Raw genomic sequence first — 16,048 nt, forward strand, 5'->3', positions numbered from 1 at the left:
CTCATTCGATAATGTTGCCGCGCAACATGAAGCGCGCATAGGCCACGGTGGAAACAAAACCGAGCATGGCAATGATCATGGCGGCTTCGAAGAAGATCTCTGTCCCCTGATCCAGCCCATATAGGATCATCAGGGCGATGGTGTTGATCACCATAGTGTCCAAGGCCAGAACCCGAGTACCGACCCCGTCAGCGGAGATGATACGCCACAGACACATCATGATCGCCGCACCGAAACAGGCAAATGCAAAATAAATCGCGTAGTCGATCATTCGAAAATCTCCTTCAGGCGACGTTCATAGCGCTGTTTGATCTGGTCCCGCACGGCCTCGGGGTCGGGGGCATCAAGACAGTGCACCAGCAGATTATGCCCCTGAGCTGACAAATCACAACTGACGGTGCCCGGAGTCATCGTGATGGTGCCCGCAAGAACCGTGATCGCTTCGGGTGTGCGCAGTTCAAGCGGGACGCAGATCCAGTTGGGCTGGCGGTTATCATTGCGTTTGAACAGGATGATCCGGGCCACTGTCACGTTCGCAACCACGATATCCCAAAGCACCACCAGCATGTATTCCACAATCATTGGCCAGTTGCGAAGTTTGGGACGATCCGGCCAGTAGGGTTGAGTGACGAATGGAATGATGATCCCGAGAATTAGGCCAAAGACCAGAGAGTTCAGCGAAGGCTTGTTCGCCAGCAGTACCCAGACCAGCGTCAGCAAAATAGTCAGGTGGGGGTGCGGGAAAATCCGGCGCAGCAGTTTCATCACTCTTCCCTTCCCAAGACGGCAGAGATGTAGTTTTCAGGCGCAAACAACTGCTCTGCGGTTTTGCTCGTGTACTCCAGAGCCGGACCTGCGAACAGGGTCAGCAGGATCAGACCTGCCACGGCCCCGAACACGGCCGTAAAGGCAAGGCCGGGTTGCGGTTCGGGGGCGGTGGGGGCAGACGCCTCTTCGCCTTCGACGGTTTCTTCGGTTGCGACAACTTCAGCGTCATGGCTTTTCCAGAAGATCAGCGACCCGGCGCGGGCCAGCCCGACGATGGTGACAAATGATCCGATCAGGATCACTGCCCACACTGCGGTGGCATCGGATGCATCACGCGAAGCGTCCAGAACCAAAAGTTTGCCTACAAAGCCGGACAGTGGCGGCATCCCGGCCATGGCGATGGCGCCAACAAAGAACAACGCGGCTATCAACCCGCTTTGTGGCATTGGCGGTTTGGGGGCGATGGTCCCTCCCTGTCGTTCCATGATCAGGTCCGCAACGAGGAACAGCAACGCCGTCGCAAGGGTCGAATGGAAGACGTAATAAAGGGCGGCTGCCGTTGCGTCGGGCGTGAATTGCGCAATCGCGATCAGCAAGGTGCCCATGGATGCAATGGCACAGAAGGCAACCATGCGGGCAATATGCTGCGACCCCAGAATGCCGACAACGCCGACCGCAAGCGTTAGCAGCGCCGCAGGTTGCAGCCACTCGCCAACCAGACCCTGCGTGGCTTCTACTTCTGGACCGAAGGCCAGCGTGTACATCCGCAGGATCGAATAGGCACCGACCTTGGTCATGATTGCAAACAGGGCCGCAACGGGCAGGGGGGCGTTGGCATAGCTGGCCGGTAGCCAGAAGTGCAGGGGCAGAACGGCAGCCTTGATACAGAAGACCAACAGCAACAGCACCGCACCAACGCGCAGCAATGCGGTATCTTCGGCCGGAATTTCCGCAACGCGTACGGCGATGTCCGCCATGTTCAGCGTACCGGTCACGCCATAGATCGTACCGAGGGCAAACAGAAACAGGGTCGACCCCAAAAGGTTGTAAGCCACATACTGCACACCCGCTTTCAACCGCACCGCGCCACCGCCATGTGTCATCAGGCCGTAAGAGGCGATCAGCAGAACCTCGAAGAAAACGAAAAGGTTGAAGGCGTCGCCAGTCAGGAAGGCGCCACAAACACCCATGAGTTGGAAATGGAACAGCGCATGAAAATGCTTGCCCCGGTCATCCCAGCCCGAGGCAATGGCATATAACACAATCGGCAGGGCCAGCAGGGCAGCCAGCAGAACCATCATTGCGGACATGCGATCCAGCACCATGACAATGCCAAACGGGGCGGGCCAGTCGCCAAGCTCGTACACCTGAATATCCCCGCCCGAGGCCTGAGCCGTGATCGTCAGCGCAATCCCAAGCAAAGCCACAACACCGGCGACCGAGAAGATGCGCTGCAGGTCCAGATGGTATCGCAGGACCATGATGATGAACGGGGCCAGAATCGCGGGCAGGACGATCGGCGCAACGATCCAGTGGTTCATGCGTCATCTCCCGGTGCGTCAACACTGTCCTGGGCGGTCATGTCGATATGGTCGTCTTTGGCGGACAGGTATGCGCTGAGTGAGATCATCACGATCACGGCAGTCATCCCGAAAGAAATCACGATAGCGGTCAGAACCAGCGCCTGCGGCAGCGGGTCGGTATAGGGGACGTCCTTGTACTTGTTCAGGACTGCCGGTGCGTTCAAAGCAAGTCGCCCGGTCGCGAATAGAAACACGTTCACCGCGTATGTGATCAGAGACAGGCCCAGAATGACAGGGAACGTCCGACGGCGCAGGATCAGGAATATCCCGGCGGCAGTCATGATGCCGACGGCAGAGGCTACGAGCGCTTCCATCAGGCCTGCTCCTTCTCTTGTTCTTCTTCCAGAAGATCATCCCGCAGTGGGTTGATATCCATCGGGAATTCCTGTGCCATTCCCGGCTGCCACGCAAGTCGCGACAAGCTGTCCAGCGCCAGCATCACCGCGCCCAGAACCGCCAGGAAAACACCTGTATCGAACAGCATGGCGGTGGCCCATTCGAACTCCTCCAGCGGTGGCCAGTGAAGATAGCCGAAATCACTGGTCAGGAAAGGACGATCGTTGAACCATGCACCCAGTCCGGTTGCTGCGGCGATCAAAACGCCCCAGCCGATGGTGCCGTGGTAATAGAATCTCTGCCGCTCGATGGCCCAGGTATAGCCGCTGGCCATGTACTGCATCAGGTAAGCGATGGCGACGATAAGCCCGGCGATAAAACCGCCACCGGGCTGGTTGTGCCCGCGGAAGAAGATGTACGCCCCGACCATAAGTGCGATCGGCATCATCACGCGGGTAACCACAACCATCATCAGCGGATGCGAGTCCCCGGATTGCGGCCAATGCGGTTTGCGGTTCAGCAGATAGCTGCGGACATTTGTACCGAGAACGGATTCCGTCAGCGCAAAGATGATCAGTGCGGCGATGCCCAGAACGATGATCTCGCCAAAGGTATCAAAACCCCGGAAGTCAACAAGGATCACATTGACCACATTGGTGCCGCCGCCGCCTTTGTAGGAATTGGCCAGATGGAACTCTGAAATCGTCGGGAAAGCGAAATCGCGCATCATCATCGCGTAGATCAGCGCACCGGTGCCAAGGCCCGCGACGACGGATATCGCGGCGTCCCGCCAGCGTCGGGCCGCTGAACTGTCCCAGGGCGTTTCGGTCGGCAGGAAGTTCAGCGACAGCAACAAAAGGATCATTGTCACCACTTCGACCGAGATTTGCGTCAAGGCGAGATCCGGGGCCGAGAGATAGTTGAAGGCAATCGAAACGATCAGGCCAACGACTCCGATCAATACCAGCGACAACAGGCGGTTGCGGTGGAACCACATGATGCCCAGCGTCGCGCCAACCAGACAGATCCACCCGATGATCGGAATGATCTGTGCCGGCAGTGGAACGCGGGTCTCAATACCAATTGTCCCGGTCGAATACGCGTAATAGCCGAGGCCAACGGTAAAGGCGACAAAGATGATTGCATAGCGGCTGAGAATGCCGTTGTGCATCTCATCGGTGATCCAGCGGCTCAGTCTTGTCAGCCCGTCTATGATTGCTTCGAAGATCTGCTTGGCCTCGGGGCGGGGCAGTGCGTTCCAGATCTGCTCACCCCGTTTGTGCAGCGCCAGCAGGAACAGGCCGCCCAGCGTGGCCACAACCGACATGTAAAGGGCCGGTGTGAAGCCATGCCAGAGTTTCAGTGAATAGTAGGGCAGCTTTTCACCGCCAATCACCGCGCTTGACACCACTGCAACCAGAGGTCCGACAATGGCAGCGGAATAAAGGCCAATCAGGATGACAAGCATGACCAGGAATGCCGGTGCGATCCACAACCCAACGGGCGGGTCATGCGGATGGGCCGGATAATCTTCCCGCTCTGGACCAAGGAAAACATGACTCACAAAGCGGAAGGAATAGGCGGCAGAGAACAACGCAGCCAGCAACGCCAGGCCCGGAACCAGGTAATGAGAGTGCAGCCATGTGGTGTGCACGGTCTCCTCAAGCATCATCTCTTTGGACAGGAACCCGTTCAAGGGCGGCAGCCCGGCCATTGAGAGGGCGGCAATCGTGCCGATGGTGAAGGTGATCGGCATCAGGTGGCGCAAGCCGCCCAGCCTTTTGATATCGCGCGTGCCGGTCTCGTGATCCACGATCCCGGCGGTCATGAACAAGGCGGCTTTGAACGTCGCGTGGTTGATGATGTGGAACACGGCAGCGACGGCGGCAATTTTTGTGCCGAAACCCAGAAGCATGGTGATCAAACCCAGATGCGAAACGGTCGAAAAAGCCAAAAGCGCTTTGAGATCGTCCTTGAACAACGCGATTGACGCGCCGATCAGCATGGTGACCAGACCCGTGGTGGCCACGATATAGAACCAAGCATCCGTGCCAGCCAGAACCGGCCACATCCGTGCCATCAGAAACAAGCCGGCTTTCACCATGGTGGCAGAGTGCAGATATGCCGAAACCGGTGTCGGTGCTGCCATGGCGTGCGGCAGCCAGAAATGAAACGGAAACTGTGCCGATTTGGTGAAACAGCCCAGCAGGATCAGGACAAGCGCAGGCATATAGAAGGGTGAGGCCTGAATAAGCTCTTTGTTCTGTAAAATGACGCTGAGGTCATAAGATCCAACGATGTTGCCAAGGATCAGCATCCCGGCAATCATCGCCAGGCCGCCAGAGCCAGTGACCGCCAGTGCCATACGCGCACCTTGGCGGCCTTCGGGCAGGTGTTTCCAATAACCGATCAGCAGGAATGAGCTGAGCGATGTAAGTTCCCAGAAAATAAGCAGAAGTAGGACGTTGTCTGAAAGGACGATCCCGACCATCGCGCCCTGAAACAGCAGAAGATAGGTATAGAACTGCCCCATCGGATCTTCGCGCGACAGATAGAACCTTGCATAGAGGATGATCAGCAATCCTATGCCCAGGATCAGCAACGCGAACAAAAATCCCAAGCCGTCCAGCATGAAATTCGCGTTCAGACCCAGCCCCGGTATCCAGTCGAACCGGGCGGTTACGACTTCTCCTCGCATCACTGCGGGGATATGGATCAGCAAGCCCATCAGGGCCAGGAACGTGGTCAAACCGGCGGAGGAAGCGGCTGCGTTCCGGCCTGCACGGATCAGCAGGGCGGGAAAAACAGCGCCAAGGAAGGGAAGGGCCGCGATAAGGAATAGGGACAAGTGCGATACTCCGATCTGGGCGGTCAGTGTGAAGCCAATTTTGTAAAGATATTTTGCCGACTGTCCAGATATTGTAACTTTTTTACAGAGTCCTAATGGTTCGGTCAGGTATTCTGCCACGTTGCGAAATAATGACACGATCTTGATACTGGTCGGGGTTTTTCAACGCCCCCGATTCACCCCACCTGTGATAGAACAAATCTCAGCGAACAGGAGGCTGAATCTTGGCCGAGAAAGTGAACCGAATCCGAAGATGGATGTTGATCGGCGTTTGTGCTGCGATCGCAGGTGGGTTTGCGATCAGGGAATACCGTTTGATCCCCGAAGACCACGGTGGCGGCCGGATCAGCGTAGCCGTTGCCCATGAACAGGCGGTAGACGGGCGCATTCTGCTGGTCGATATCCGCACCCCGCGCGAATGGCGGGCATCCGGAATTGGCGAGGGTGCTGTGCCGCTGGATATGCGGCGCGAAGATTTCGTCAATGCACTGACGGAATTGACCGGTGGCAATCAGGCAGCGCCAGTGGCGCTGATCTGCGCGCGCGGTGTGCGTTCAGCACGCCTGAGCAACCGCCTGATCGAGGCTGGATTTACCAATATCATCGACGTGCCCGAGGGCATGCTGGGTTCGGCCGCAGGGCCGGGATGGGTTCGGGCCGGATTACCGGTTCAAAAAATTGATGAGGATGCAGGATGATCCGGGAATTCAGCCTGGCTTTAGCCGTTACAGTGACCGGGCAAGCCGCTTTGGCGGGGTGTGCCGGGCAAGAGGATACATGTGAGACGCCCATGGGTGCCTATCACATCGAACTGCCCGATGCCGACAATGCGCCCATGGTGGTTTTCCTGCATGGGTATGGCGGCAGCGGGTCGGGTACGATGCGCAATCGCGGGATGGTCGAACCGCTGTTGAAACGCGGTTACGCGGTGATGGCCCCTGAGGGGCTGGAACGGCCCGACCGGGGCGGAACCAAAAGCTGGAATTTCTATCCAGGCTTTGGGGATCGGGACGAAACCGCTTTTCTGACCGAATTGGTGCAAGACGCGGCAAAGCGGTTTGGTATCGACGCCGACCGTGTCTTGCTGGGCGGGTTTTCCGCTGGTGCTTTCATGGTCAACTATCTGGCTTGCGAGGCCCCCGATACGTTCTCGGCCTATGTTCCGGTTTCCGGTGGTTTCTGGCGTCCGCATCCTGAAACCTGCAATGGACCGATCCGCATGTTCCATACGCATGGCTGGACAGACAATGTGGTGCCGCTGGAAGGGCGCCTGCTGGGCGGAGGGCGCTATCAGCAGGGGGATATCTACGCGGGCCTGGAAATCTGGCGTGATGCCAACAGATGTATAGATCACAAACCAACCGGGTTCAGTACTACAGGTGATTTCATGCGCCGACGCTGGACCACCTGTGCCGAAGGCAGCGCGCTGGAATTTGCTTTGTTTCCCGGAGGGCATACCGTTCCCGCGGGCTGGGCCGACATGATGGTCGATTGGTATGAAGGGCTTCCCGGCAGTTAATCACTCGGCCGGGGTCATGTTGCCTTTGCCTTCGACCAGTCGCTTCAGTTCATCGCGATAGCGGCGCGCTGACCGGGTGATGGCGGGTTCGCTGAAGTCCTCCCGCATTCCGACCATTTTGCGCGCGGCACCTGCCGAGACACCGCTGAGCGCAGATAATGGGATAGCCAGAGCCAGGCTGATGGCAATCGGGGCCAGCCAGATCGACACCAGACCGGACAGGATACCGACGCTCAGCGCCACTCCACTGACGGTTTCAAGTGCATGGCACAGGATCAGCGTTCGCAGACCATAGGTGCCACCGTCGCGGGCCTGAGGCGACCAACCGCGCTGAATGCCGAAAGCCGTACGGAAAACAGCGATCATCTGTTGCACCATCAGGATCGGAGCGTAAAGGATCGACAATAGAACCTCTGCCAGGAAAGAGCCAAGGAATTTCCGCCCGCCACCGAAATCCGCGTAGCGTACACCGCTTAGCGGCAGGGCCAGAACGCCCAGAACCTTGGGGGCCAACAGCATCGCGTACATGACCAGAATGATCAGCGCGTGACGGGTTTCCGACATCTCGGGCCATTGCGGGAACAGAGGATTGTCGGGGCTGAAATAATGCAGGACAGAGGCATCCTGACCCTGACCGATAAGCGCCCACATCAACAACAGGGCGAACCACAATGGGGACATCAGATAGCCGACTGCGCCATGGAACATGTGGAACCGCGACACGGCACGGAATCCGGATGAACCCAACAGTTTCAGGTGTTGCAGGTTGCCCTGACACCAGCGGCGGTCCCGCATGGCGTGATCGATGAGGGTGGGCGGTGTTTCTTCATATGATCCGCGAATGCGCGGCAGAAATCGCACGGCCCATCCGGCGCGGCGCAACAGGCCAGCCTCGACGAAATCGTGGCTCATGATCAGTTTGTCCTGACCGCTGAACGAACGCAGCTTGGGCAATCCGGCGCTTGCGGCAAAAGCCTTGGTGCGGATAATCGCGTTGTGGCCCCAATAGTTGCCTTCCTGCCCGCACCAGCGGGCCAGACCTTCGGCAAAGGCAATGCCGTAGACGCCGTTCGCAAATTGCTGCATCCGGGCAAAGACAGACTGCGCGCCGATCAGTTGCGGATAGCTTTGAATCAAGCCCGCACCCGGATCGCATGCCAGTGCATCGGTCAGGCGATGGATCGCGCGCCCGGTCATCAGGCTGTCGGCATCCAGCACCAGCATGGCATCCCAATCCGCGCCCCAGCGGCTGACCCAGTCGGCAATGTTGCCCACTTTGCGATCGGTATTCTGTTCGCGGCGGCGATAGTACAGCTCAAGCCCGGGTGCCAGCGTGGTGCGCAGTGCCTCGACGCTGGCCTGTTCCTGTGCCGCAATTTCCGGGTCGCGCGTGTCCGACAGGATGAACATGGCATAGTGGTGCTGCCCGCCGCGCGCCTGAAGATCTTCCAACATGGTGCGGGCATTGCCCAGTACGTTCCAGGGGACCTCGTTGTAGACCGGGGTCAGCAGCGCCACCCGCAGGGGTTGCCCTGCGGTCCGGCGCTTGGGACGTTCCTGTTTTGCCAGCGACGCCATGCCCAGCAAAACGGTGCAGACGGTGAAGGAAATCCAGAAGAAGTTGAACGAGATCAAGGTCAAAAGGATGCCTTCAATCACGTTGATGCCCGCCGCACCGAACCAATCGCTCATGACCCATAGCAAGGCCAGAGTGGCGGCCATTGCAGGCGAAAAGGCAAGCGCGCGCCAGAATCCGGTAGATGACCTGTTCTGACCGGAAGGTGCGTCCGCATCCCGGAAACGTGCGCCAAAGTTCTGCGCAGGCATCGCCAGAGGGGCTTCGGGCGGCATGATATGCAGATCGCGGTTCATGTGGTCCATCGATATAGCCAGACCTCTGAGGCAGGCTGTTTGTCTTTCAGCAACTGCGCCCGCAGTTCCACATGGTTACGCTCGCCGGGCTGGAATGAGAACGCCAGACGCAGGCCACCGGTATCCGGGTTGCGTTGCAATACCCCGTCCGAGGTTTCCGCATGGGGGGAATCCACGAAAACCGTGATCGCGTCGATATCCGCGAACAATTCGCTGTCTTCAAAGTCGATGACGGCCAGCCGGCCTTCGCCAAAGGTGTTCTCGCCCATCGCGGTGTTGATTACGCGTGGCATCGGTGTGCGTTGGGGTTCTTCCCCCCAGATCAAGCGATAGGACAGGTCGACCTGACTGCCGGCCGCAAAGGGCTCAGCCGGACGCCAATAGGCGACGATGTTGTCATAGATTTCCTGATCTGCCGGGATCTCAACCAGCGTCACCGAGCCTTTGCCCCAGTCTTCCTGGGGCTCGACCCAAAGGCCCGGGCGCTTGTGGTAATTTGCCTCGAGATCGGCGTAGTCCGAAAACTCTCGTTTGCGCTGTATCAGACCAAACCCGCGTGGGTTTGTATCGACGAAGGATGAAACCTGCAGACGGGTCGGGTTGGCCAACGGACGCCACAAAACCTCGCCCGCGCCATTGCGGATCAGCAGGCCGTCACTGTCGTGTACAGCAGGGCGGAAATCGTCGAACCGGCTGTGGTTGGTCTGGTCGAACAGGAACATCGAAGTTCCCGGAGCGATGCCCACATGGGGCAGTTCTTCGCGCGGGAACAGCGTTGCCTCGACATCCATGATGCAATCCGCGCCCGCCGTGACGTTGAAACGATAGGCTCCGGTCACGCTGGGGCTGTCCAACAATGCATGCACGACCATGTTGCGTTGGCCCGGTTCGGGACGCTCCAGCCAGAAACGGATGAATTCGGGGAATTCCTCACCATCCGGATCGCCGGTTTTCAACGCCAGACCCCGCGCGGACAGTCCGTATACCTCGTGCAGACCGATGGCGCGGAAATAGCTGGCCCCCTGCCAGACGCAGAATTCATCTGTTTTACCGGGGCGGTGCATTTCAGTGCGCAGGCGCAGGCCGGAGAAGCCCAGCGTGTCATCGATTGGCAGTTGCGGCACGTCTTCGGACTTGTCGAACATTTCCAGATCGAAGGCGACCGGCTTGGTCATGCCGTTCTCGACCGTCTCCACCTTTACGGTGCGGGGGAAATACAGGCCGGGGGTGAAGAAATCGACATTGAATGGCGTCTCGGTTTCGTACCACAGCGCCCGGTCAAGCCGGAACCGGATGGAGCGGTATTGCTGATAGCTCAGGTCCTGCCATTCCTGTGGTACCATCTCGCGTTCCACATAGGGGCGGCTGGCCAGATCGCGGGCCATTTCAATTACGTAATCACGGTCAAAAGGCGTCTCACCGCCCGTCGCGTACGCGGTCGGGGCAAAGGCCAAAGCAGTCGTCGAGACGAGGAATTCGCGGCGTGTGAATTTCATTTCTTCGACTTCCAGGGTTGTGACTTGAACCAAGCTGCCAGATAAGCAACGCCGATGATCATCGCAAACCCAATCATGTTGGCGACAAAGACAGTGGCGACATCCCGCCCAGCCTGATCCAGCGCGACGCCGATCAGCCGGGCCGCGGCCATGGAAAACACAAAGACGGCAAGGGATTGCTGGCCGACCTTTGTGATAACGGCCAGCAGAAATTGCCAGATACGTGCGCCCACACCATGACCTGTTGCGATCAGACGGTGGCCGTGCTCGCCCGCTGCAACCCATCCCAGATAGGCCAGCGACAGAAAGTGGACATATCGCAGAAGGCCGAACTCGGTTTTACCGCGCAGCTCTTCGGTCAGGGGCCAGCCCTTGCGGATCACTGCGCCTAGCTCGGGCGCAGCCGTATTGATCCAGGTGAAGACTTTCCAAGACCCTAACGGAGCCGACAGGACGACAAAGGCAATTGCCACCCAGATCAAAGACTTTGACACGGGCGGGGCCGGGATCCAACCGCGCATGAACGCAAAGCCGGTGAAGAACAGCAATTGCCAGCCAAAAGGGTTGAAGAACCACTGGCGCGCGGACCAGGGTTCAGCGGGAAGGGCCAGCGCGCCGGTTTGTGCGATGAACCAGATGGCCACGCAAACTGCCGCCATCAGCCAGAAACTGACGCGGTAGAGCGCCATGTAGAGCGGCATCAGCGCCAGTACGACCAGATACATCGGCAGGATATCGAAGTAGTTCGGAACATAGGTCAGAGTGAAAATCCCGACCATCTGCGGCGCGGGGTCATTGAAAAAATGCTGTAGGTTCAGCGACGAGACATAGGTTTTCTCGAACGTGCCAGTCTGATCCAGCGCGGCCATCGTCATGGCAACAAAGAAGAACAAGGCAATATGCGCCCAATAAACCTGCCAAATGCGGTACGCGACACGTGCGGTTCCCATCCACCAGCCTTTGCGCAGAAATGCACCTCCAAAGGCGATGGCCGAGGCCATACCCGAACAGAACACAAAGATCTCGGTTGCATCGGAATAGCCAAACCGCGCGGGAATCCATTTGGCCCAGGGATCATTGGGGATATGTGCAATCAGGATGATAAACATCGCAATGCCACGGTAGAAATCCAGCCGCGGATCGCGCGTGCTGGCAGAGGCTGCGGCGGGGGCCGCAGCGGGTGCAAAATCAGAAGCGGGCGATATGGTCGCCATACGTTTTCTGTCCTTCTTGGTCTTCTTGTTATTCGGCGGGGACGCTTTGTGCGTCACCACTGTCACGGGCCGCGTCGATCAGGGCGCGGCGCGCGATGGCATAATTGTCTTCACCTCCGGCGCGCTTGGCCCGGCGATCATCCAGAATGCGCTCGACTGCATCGAGGCGCCCGGCCCGAAGACCGGAATCGATGGTAATGCGTTCAAATACATCGCGTTGAGCGTGGCTGCCACCGGCCAGTTGCATGGAACCGCGTGCTGTCAAAAGATGATCAAAGGCCGTGGCGTAATGACCGTCACCAAAGGCCTCGAGGCCCATGGCAGCGGCAACACCGGGATCCGCCATTCGGCGGGTCATGTCGTCATTGGCGCGCGCTGCATCCTTGTTCATGCGGCTCAGCATCTTGGCCGTGGCGTCGGCGCGGTTATCACCGGTCAGCGCCAGCAAATAGTGTAGATCCGCGAAGATCAGGCAACCGTCTTCAGTCCGCGCTGCACTCAGATCAGCCAGTTCTTCCCAGCGGTTCCCAACATCTACGCCTTCGAGCTCAAGCCGAGTCAGAAGTGAAGTTGCGTTCGAGATGTCCCGGTAATCGTCGGTTTTGTCCTTGCGAATATGGGCGTCATACAGCTCCTTCACATGATCAACCTGACCCAGATCCAGATGCATCAGTGCCTTGTGCCACCAGACGTGGTAACGGAAATTGTTGCAGTGGGACCAGGCGGCCTCACGCCCGGCCAGCCAGTCAAGGCCAAGTTGCGCGTTGCCTGTCATCTCATGAACGTGGGCCACCGCGTGAAGGCCCCAGGCGTCGTCGGACACCATCCACAGCGCCTGTCGGCCTGAGATCTCGGCCTTCTCGTAAGCGCCGGTTTCCTCCAGTGCGAAGGAATGACAGCCCAGCAGATAACCGCGCCCCGGATGATCCGGTTCATAAGCGGGCATCACCCGCTCGATCGAGCGGCGCATCCCGCCCGCATCACCCAGAACGAAGCGGGTTGCGTGGCTTAGTTTCATCGCCAGAGTGTCCTGCGGATGGTCACGCAGGATTGTTTCGAATGTCTGAACCGCCTGCGCCTGTTGGCCGGCCAGATACAGGGCCAGCGACTCCACATACAGACGTTCGCGCTCAGTTACGGGCTGACGTTCCATCGCCGCATTGGCGGCAGCCAGCGCTTCGACGGCAACCGCCATCATCTCTCGCCGTCCAAGCAGCGCCATGAACAGACCTTTGATCGCATGACCCAGCGCGAAGTCGGGCTCAAGTTCAAGCACTTTGCCCAAATGCTGAGGCGTGACAGCGGCATGAGCCATGAACCCAAGCTGAACACCATTCCACGCTTCGACGGCCGCCGGCTGGGTCAGGGTGTTCATCTGTCCGAAAACGTCTTGTTTCATGCTTGGGTCCAATCTGATTGCGATATTTGACACTGTTCGATGTAACAGAGTGTGCGAGAGCGGCGTAACAGTATCGACCCTGCTCTCGAATTGGTGAAATGACGTGTGCGTAAAAGACGAAAAAAACCGCCGATTCAAGGGCATGTTTCAGCAACTTGCCGCCTAAATGTGCAAGTATTTCAATCCTCGAACGGGTTTTCAGCGCTCAGAACGGCCTCGGTATCGGCTCCACAGACCGGTGGAGCATTTCGATATGTTACAGGCGTGCGAGACAGGTTCAGAGGATTCCCTATCAGGTTGACCTGACCCGGATGGGCCTGCATGGCAATCTGCATTTGTCTTGCAGCCACTTGTTCCGTGTTGAACACCTGATCCAGCGTCTGCACCGGGCCGACGGGCACTTTGACAGCTTCCAGGCCGGAAATAACGGTCTGGGTGTCCAGCGCCTGCACCGCAGGACGAAGGATGGAATTCAGTGCGTTACGATGCTCCAATCGGGCCGGGTTGGTCGCGAATCTCAGATCGTCTGCCAGTTCAGGAGCATTGATGAAGCCGCAGAGCTTTCTGAACTGGCCGTCATTTCCAACCGCGAGAATCACGTGCCCATCGGCGGTTTCGTAAACGTCATAAGGGACGATATTCGGGTGCCCGTTGCCGCGTCTTTGCGGAACATTGCCTGACGTCAGATAGTTGACGCCTTCATTGATCAGCCAGGCAATCTGAGAATCTACCAGCGCCAGATCGATCTGTTGGCCCTCGCCGGTCAAGTCGCGGTGGCGCAGTGCGGCCAGGATACCAACAGTCGCATACATCCCGCACATCACGTCGGCGATGCCAACGCCCACTTTCATGGGGGCGCCCTCGGGGTCGCCGGTCAGCGACATGATCCCGCCATAGCCCTGCGCCATCAGGTCGTAGCCGGGCTTGCTGGCATTCGGCCCAGTTTGACCGTAACCCGAGATTGAACAGTACACGAGGCTTGGAAACTCTTGCGACAGGGTGGCGTAGTCCAGCCCATACCTGGCCAAGCCGCCCGGTTTGAAGTTCTCGATCAGGATGTCCGCGTGTGACGCCAACCGTCTGATTTCCGCCTGACCCTCGGTCGAGGAGATATCCAGCGCGACGGATTTCTTGTTGCGGTTGGCCGACATGAAATAGGCGCTCAGATCCGAGCGGTTGCCCTCGGCATCGCTCACGTATGGCGGGCCCCATTGCCGCGTGTCATCGCCCCCGGTTGCCGGGTTTTCGATCTTGATGACGCTTGCACCCAGATCGCCCAGCAGTTGCGTGCAGGTGGGGCCTGCCAGGATCCGGCTAAGGTCCAGAACCTTGACACCCTTCAATGGGCCTTCAGATGCGGCCATCATAGCCTCCACGCTCAACTTCAGCGGCAATCACTGTAAATGTCTCAGCCTTTACAGCAGCTTCCAGTGCGGCGCGCAACTCTGTCCTGTTATGAACCGTATGGCCATTGCCGCCAAAGGCCCGGCCCATGGCGGCAAAGTCATGATGGCCGAAATCGACGCCCGTGCTACGCATCTGTCGCTGGCGTTGTTTCAACTCGATCAGGGCAAGGCTGGCATCGACGAAAACCAGAAAAATCGGGTTGCCGCCCATTTCAGCAGCAGTCGACAATTCTCCTGCAACCATTAGGAACCCGGCATCGCCCGAGAAGCTGATCACCGGGCGGTCGGGCTCTGCCAGTTTCAGGCCAATGGCCATAGGAACAGCGCAGCCCATAGTGCAGAGCGCCGAGGATTGGATCAACCCGCGTTCTTCGTTGCACGCCCACATCTGGCTCAACAGAATGCGGTGAGCGCCACTGTCGGCGGTGGCCAGGGTTTCAGGCGGCAGGACAGAACGTGTTTCGGAAATTACGGCAGCGGGCCCCCAGCTTTCATCGGTGGAGAAGGCCTTTGCCAGCGAGGCTTTAACCTGCGCTGGCTCGTTGCCCGGCCATGTTTCACGGGCCGGGTTGCCTTTGGCAATTGCCTCCAATGTCTCGCCCGTGTCGGCGACAAGGTTCAATCCAGCCTGATGCATGTAGTGGTCGTTGACCACGGCAGAGATATCGATGACGCGTTTTTCTTCCGGATCCCAGATCTCACGCCAACCGGTGCGCATTTCGATCGGGTCATATCCCAAACACAATACCAAGTCCGATTGTTCGATCAGAGGCACGAGATGCTTGTCAGCCAGCGGCGATAGTCCTGCGCCGCCGAGACACAGCGGGTGATCCTCGGGCACGACACCTTTGGCCTTGTAGGTCGTCACGAAAGGAACATCAAAATGCTCCAGGAACGCCCGTACCACACTGCGCGAGTCGTCATAGAGGACATCCAGGCCGATAATGGCAATGGGGCGTTCGGCCTCGGCCACCCAGCGGCGGGCCTTCTCAAGGCATTCACCGCCGGGGCTGACCGGCGCGACCTTGGCCAGCCGGCGGCGTTTCACGCCGGTTACAGGCGTGTCGGCCACTGAAATCGGAACGTCGATATGAACCGGGCCCGGTCGTGGCTGCATGGCTAATGACACCGCCTTGTCGGCAATGACATCCGCGCCCTTGGCTGTCAGTGTATAAGTGCCCTTGGTGATCGAGCGATAAACCCTGCTGTGATCCATAACCTGATGGGAATAGGTCAACGCTTCGTCCGCGTCGACACATCCGGTCAGAACGACCATCGGCACACGATCCTGCAAAGCGTTCGCCACCACATTGATCCCGTTCATTGCACCCGGACCCAGAGTGGCCACCAGAATCGCAGGTGCACCGTCGCGATGATGCACGGCTTCTGCCATGAACCCGGCAGAGTTTTCGTGCTTGGTCAGATGAAAGGCGATCCCTGCCTTTTCCAGTGCGTCGACCAGCGTCAGGACCTCGCCCCCCGGCATCCCAAAGGCGTGACGACAGCCCGCTTCATAAAGACGTTGGGCCAGAAGATCCGCAGCGCGGGGCGAGGAGTCCTGCATCAGTCATGCTCCGAGAAACTGTTTCGAAGCAGATTGCGGAGGA

Annotated in this window: 13 protein-coding genes; 2 read left to right on the forward strand and 11 right to left on the reverse strand. The window is 58.6% G+C overall.

Going from position 1 to position 16,048, the window contains the following annotated elements; translation table 11 throughout:
- Position 1: 1 nt before the first annotated feature.
- The 5 genes from AC2FLP_RS14495 to AC2FLP_RS14515 are packed head-to-tail and all read right to left on the reverse strand — an operon-like array spanning position 2 to position 5,535.
- Positions 2 to 271 (reverse strand): K+/H+ antiporter subunit F, encoded by a 270-nt coding sequence (locus tag AC2FLP_RS14495; protein ID WP_117869529.1) that lies wholly within the window; start codon positions 269 to 271, stop codon positions 2 to 4.
- Entirely contained in the window at positions 268 to 765 is a 498-nt protein-coding gene (locus AC2FLP_RS14500; protein WP_117869528.1) for a Na+/H+ antiporter subunit E, read from the reverse strand. Before AC2FLP_RS14500 ends, AC2FLP_RS14495 begins: the two co-directional genes overlap by 4 nt.
- Positions 765 to 2,309: a monovalent cation/H+ antiporter subunit D gene (locus AC2FLP_RS14505; protein WP_496684499.1), complete on the reverse strand. Its 1,545-nt coding sequence runs from the start codon at positions 2,307 to 2,309 to the stop codon at positions 765 to 767. The genes AC2FLP_RS14500 and AC2FLP_RS14505 overlap by 1 nt, the downstream gene beginning before the upstream one ends.
- Positions 2,306 to 2,665, reverse strand: a complete 360-nt coding sequence (locus AC2FLP_RS14510; protein WP_117869526.1) for a Na+/H+ antiporter subunit C — start codon at positions 2,663 to 2,665, stop codon at positions 2,306 to 2,308. Before AC2FLP_RS14510 ends, AC2FLP_RS14505 begins: the two co-directional genes overlap by 4 nt.
- Positions 2,665 to 5,535 carry a monovalent cation/H+ antiporter subunit A gene (locus tag AC2FLP_RS14515; RefSeq protein ID WP_117872802.1) on the reverse strand — a complete coding sequence of 957 codons (2,871 nt, stop codon included), beginning with the start codon at positions 5,533 to 5,535 and terminating at the stop codon, positions 2,665 to 2,667. Before AC2FLP_RS14515 ends, AC2FLP_RS14510 begins: the two co-directional genes overlap by 1 nt.
- A 257-nt stretch (positions 5,536 to 5,792) precedes the next feature.
- Here AC2FLP_RS14515 and AC2FLP_RS14520 point away from each other — a divergent pair, with 257 nt between their 5' ends.
- Both AC2FLP_RS14520 and AC2FLP_RS14525 read left to right on the forward strand, forming a co-directional pair.
- Entirely contained in the window at positions 5,793 to 6,233 is a 441-nt protein-coding gene (locus tag AC2FLP_RS14520) for a rhodanese-like domain-containing protein (RefSeq protein WP_299901668.1), read from the forward strand.
- Positions 6,230 to 7,054, forward strand: coding sequence for a CE1 family esterase (locus AC2FLP_RS14525; protein WP_299901568.1), 825 nt, complete (start codon positions 6,230 to 6,232; stop codon positions 7,052 to 7,054). Before AC2FLP_RS14520 ends, AC2FLP_RS14525 begins: the two co-directional genes overlap by 4 nt.
- Here AC2FLP_RS14525 and mdoH read toward each other — a convergent pair whose 3' ends face one another.
- The 6 genes from mdoH to AC2FLP_RS14555 all read right to left on the reverse strand — a co-directional run bounded on the left by mdoH (position 7,055) and on the right by AC2FLP_RS14555 (position 16,005).
- Positions 7,055 to 8,926 carry a glucans biosynthesis glucosyltransferase MdoH gene (gene mdoH / locus AC2FLP_RS14530; protein WP_496684666.1) on the reverse strand — a complete coding sequence of 624 codons (1,872 nt, stop codon included), beginning with the start codon at positions 8,924 to 8,926 and terminating at the stop codon, positions 7,055 to 7,057.
- A complete protein-coding gene (locus AC2FLP_RS14535; protein ID WP_496684503.1) occupies positions 8,923 to 10,422 on the reverse strand; it encodes an OpgD/OpgG family glucan biosynthesis protein in 1,500 nt (499 codons plus the stop codon). Before AC2FLP_RS14535 ends, mdoH begins: the two co-directional genes overlap by 4 nt.
- A complete protein-coding gene (locus tag AC2FLP_RS14540; protein ID WP_299901562.1) occupies positions 10,419 to 11,636 on the reverse strand; it encodes an OpgC family protein in 1,218 nt (405 codons plus the stop codon). Before AC2FLP_RS14540 ends, AC2FLP_RS14535 begins: the two co-directional genes overlap by 4 nt.
- A gap of 28 nt (positions 11,637 to 11,664) precedes the next feature.
- Positions 11,665 to 13,035 (reverse strand): tetratricopeptide repeat protein, encoded by a 1,371-nt coding sequence (locus AC2FLP_RS14545; RefSeq protein ID WP_496684505.1) that lies wholly within the window; start codon positions 13,033 to 13,035, stop codon positions 11,665 to 11,667.
- A gap of 179 nt (positions 13,036 to 13,214) precedes the next feature.
- Entirely contained in the window at positions 13,215 to 14,399 is a 1,185-nt protein-coding gene (locus tag AC2FLP_RS14550) for a CaiB/BaiF CoA transferase family protein (protein WP_496674774.1), read from the reverse strand.
- Positions 14,386 to 16,005, reverse strand: coding sequence for a thiamine pyrophosphate-binding protein (locus AC2FLP_RS14555; protein WP_496684508.1), 1,620 nt, complete (start codon positions 16,003 to 16,005; stop codon positions 14,386 to 14,388). Before AC2FLP_RS14555 ends, AC2FLP_RS14550 begins: the two co-directional genes overlap by 14 nt.
- Positions 16,006 to 16,048: the final 43 nt, after the last annotated feature.

The organism is Ruegeria sp. CDSA141, assembly GCF_059612005.1.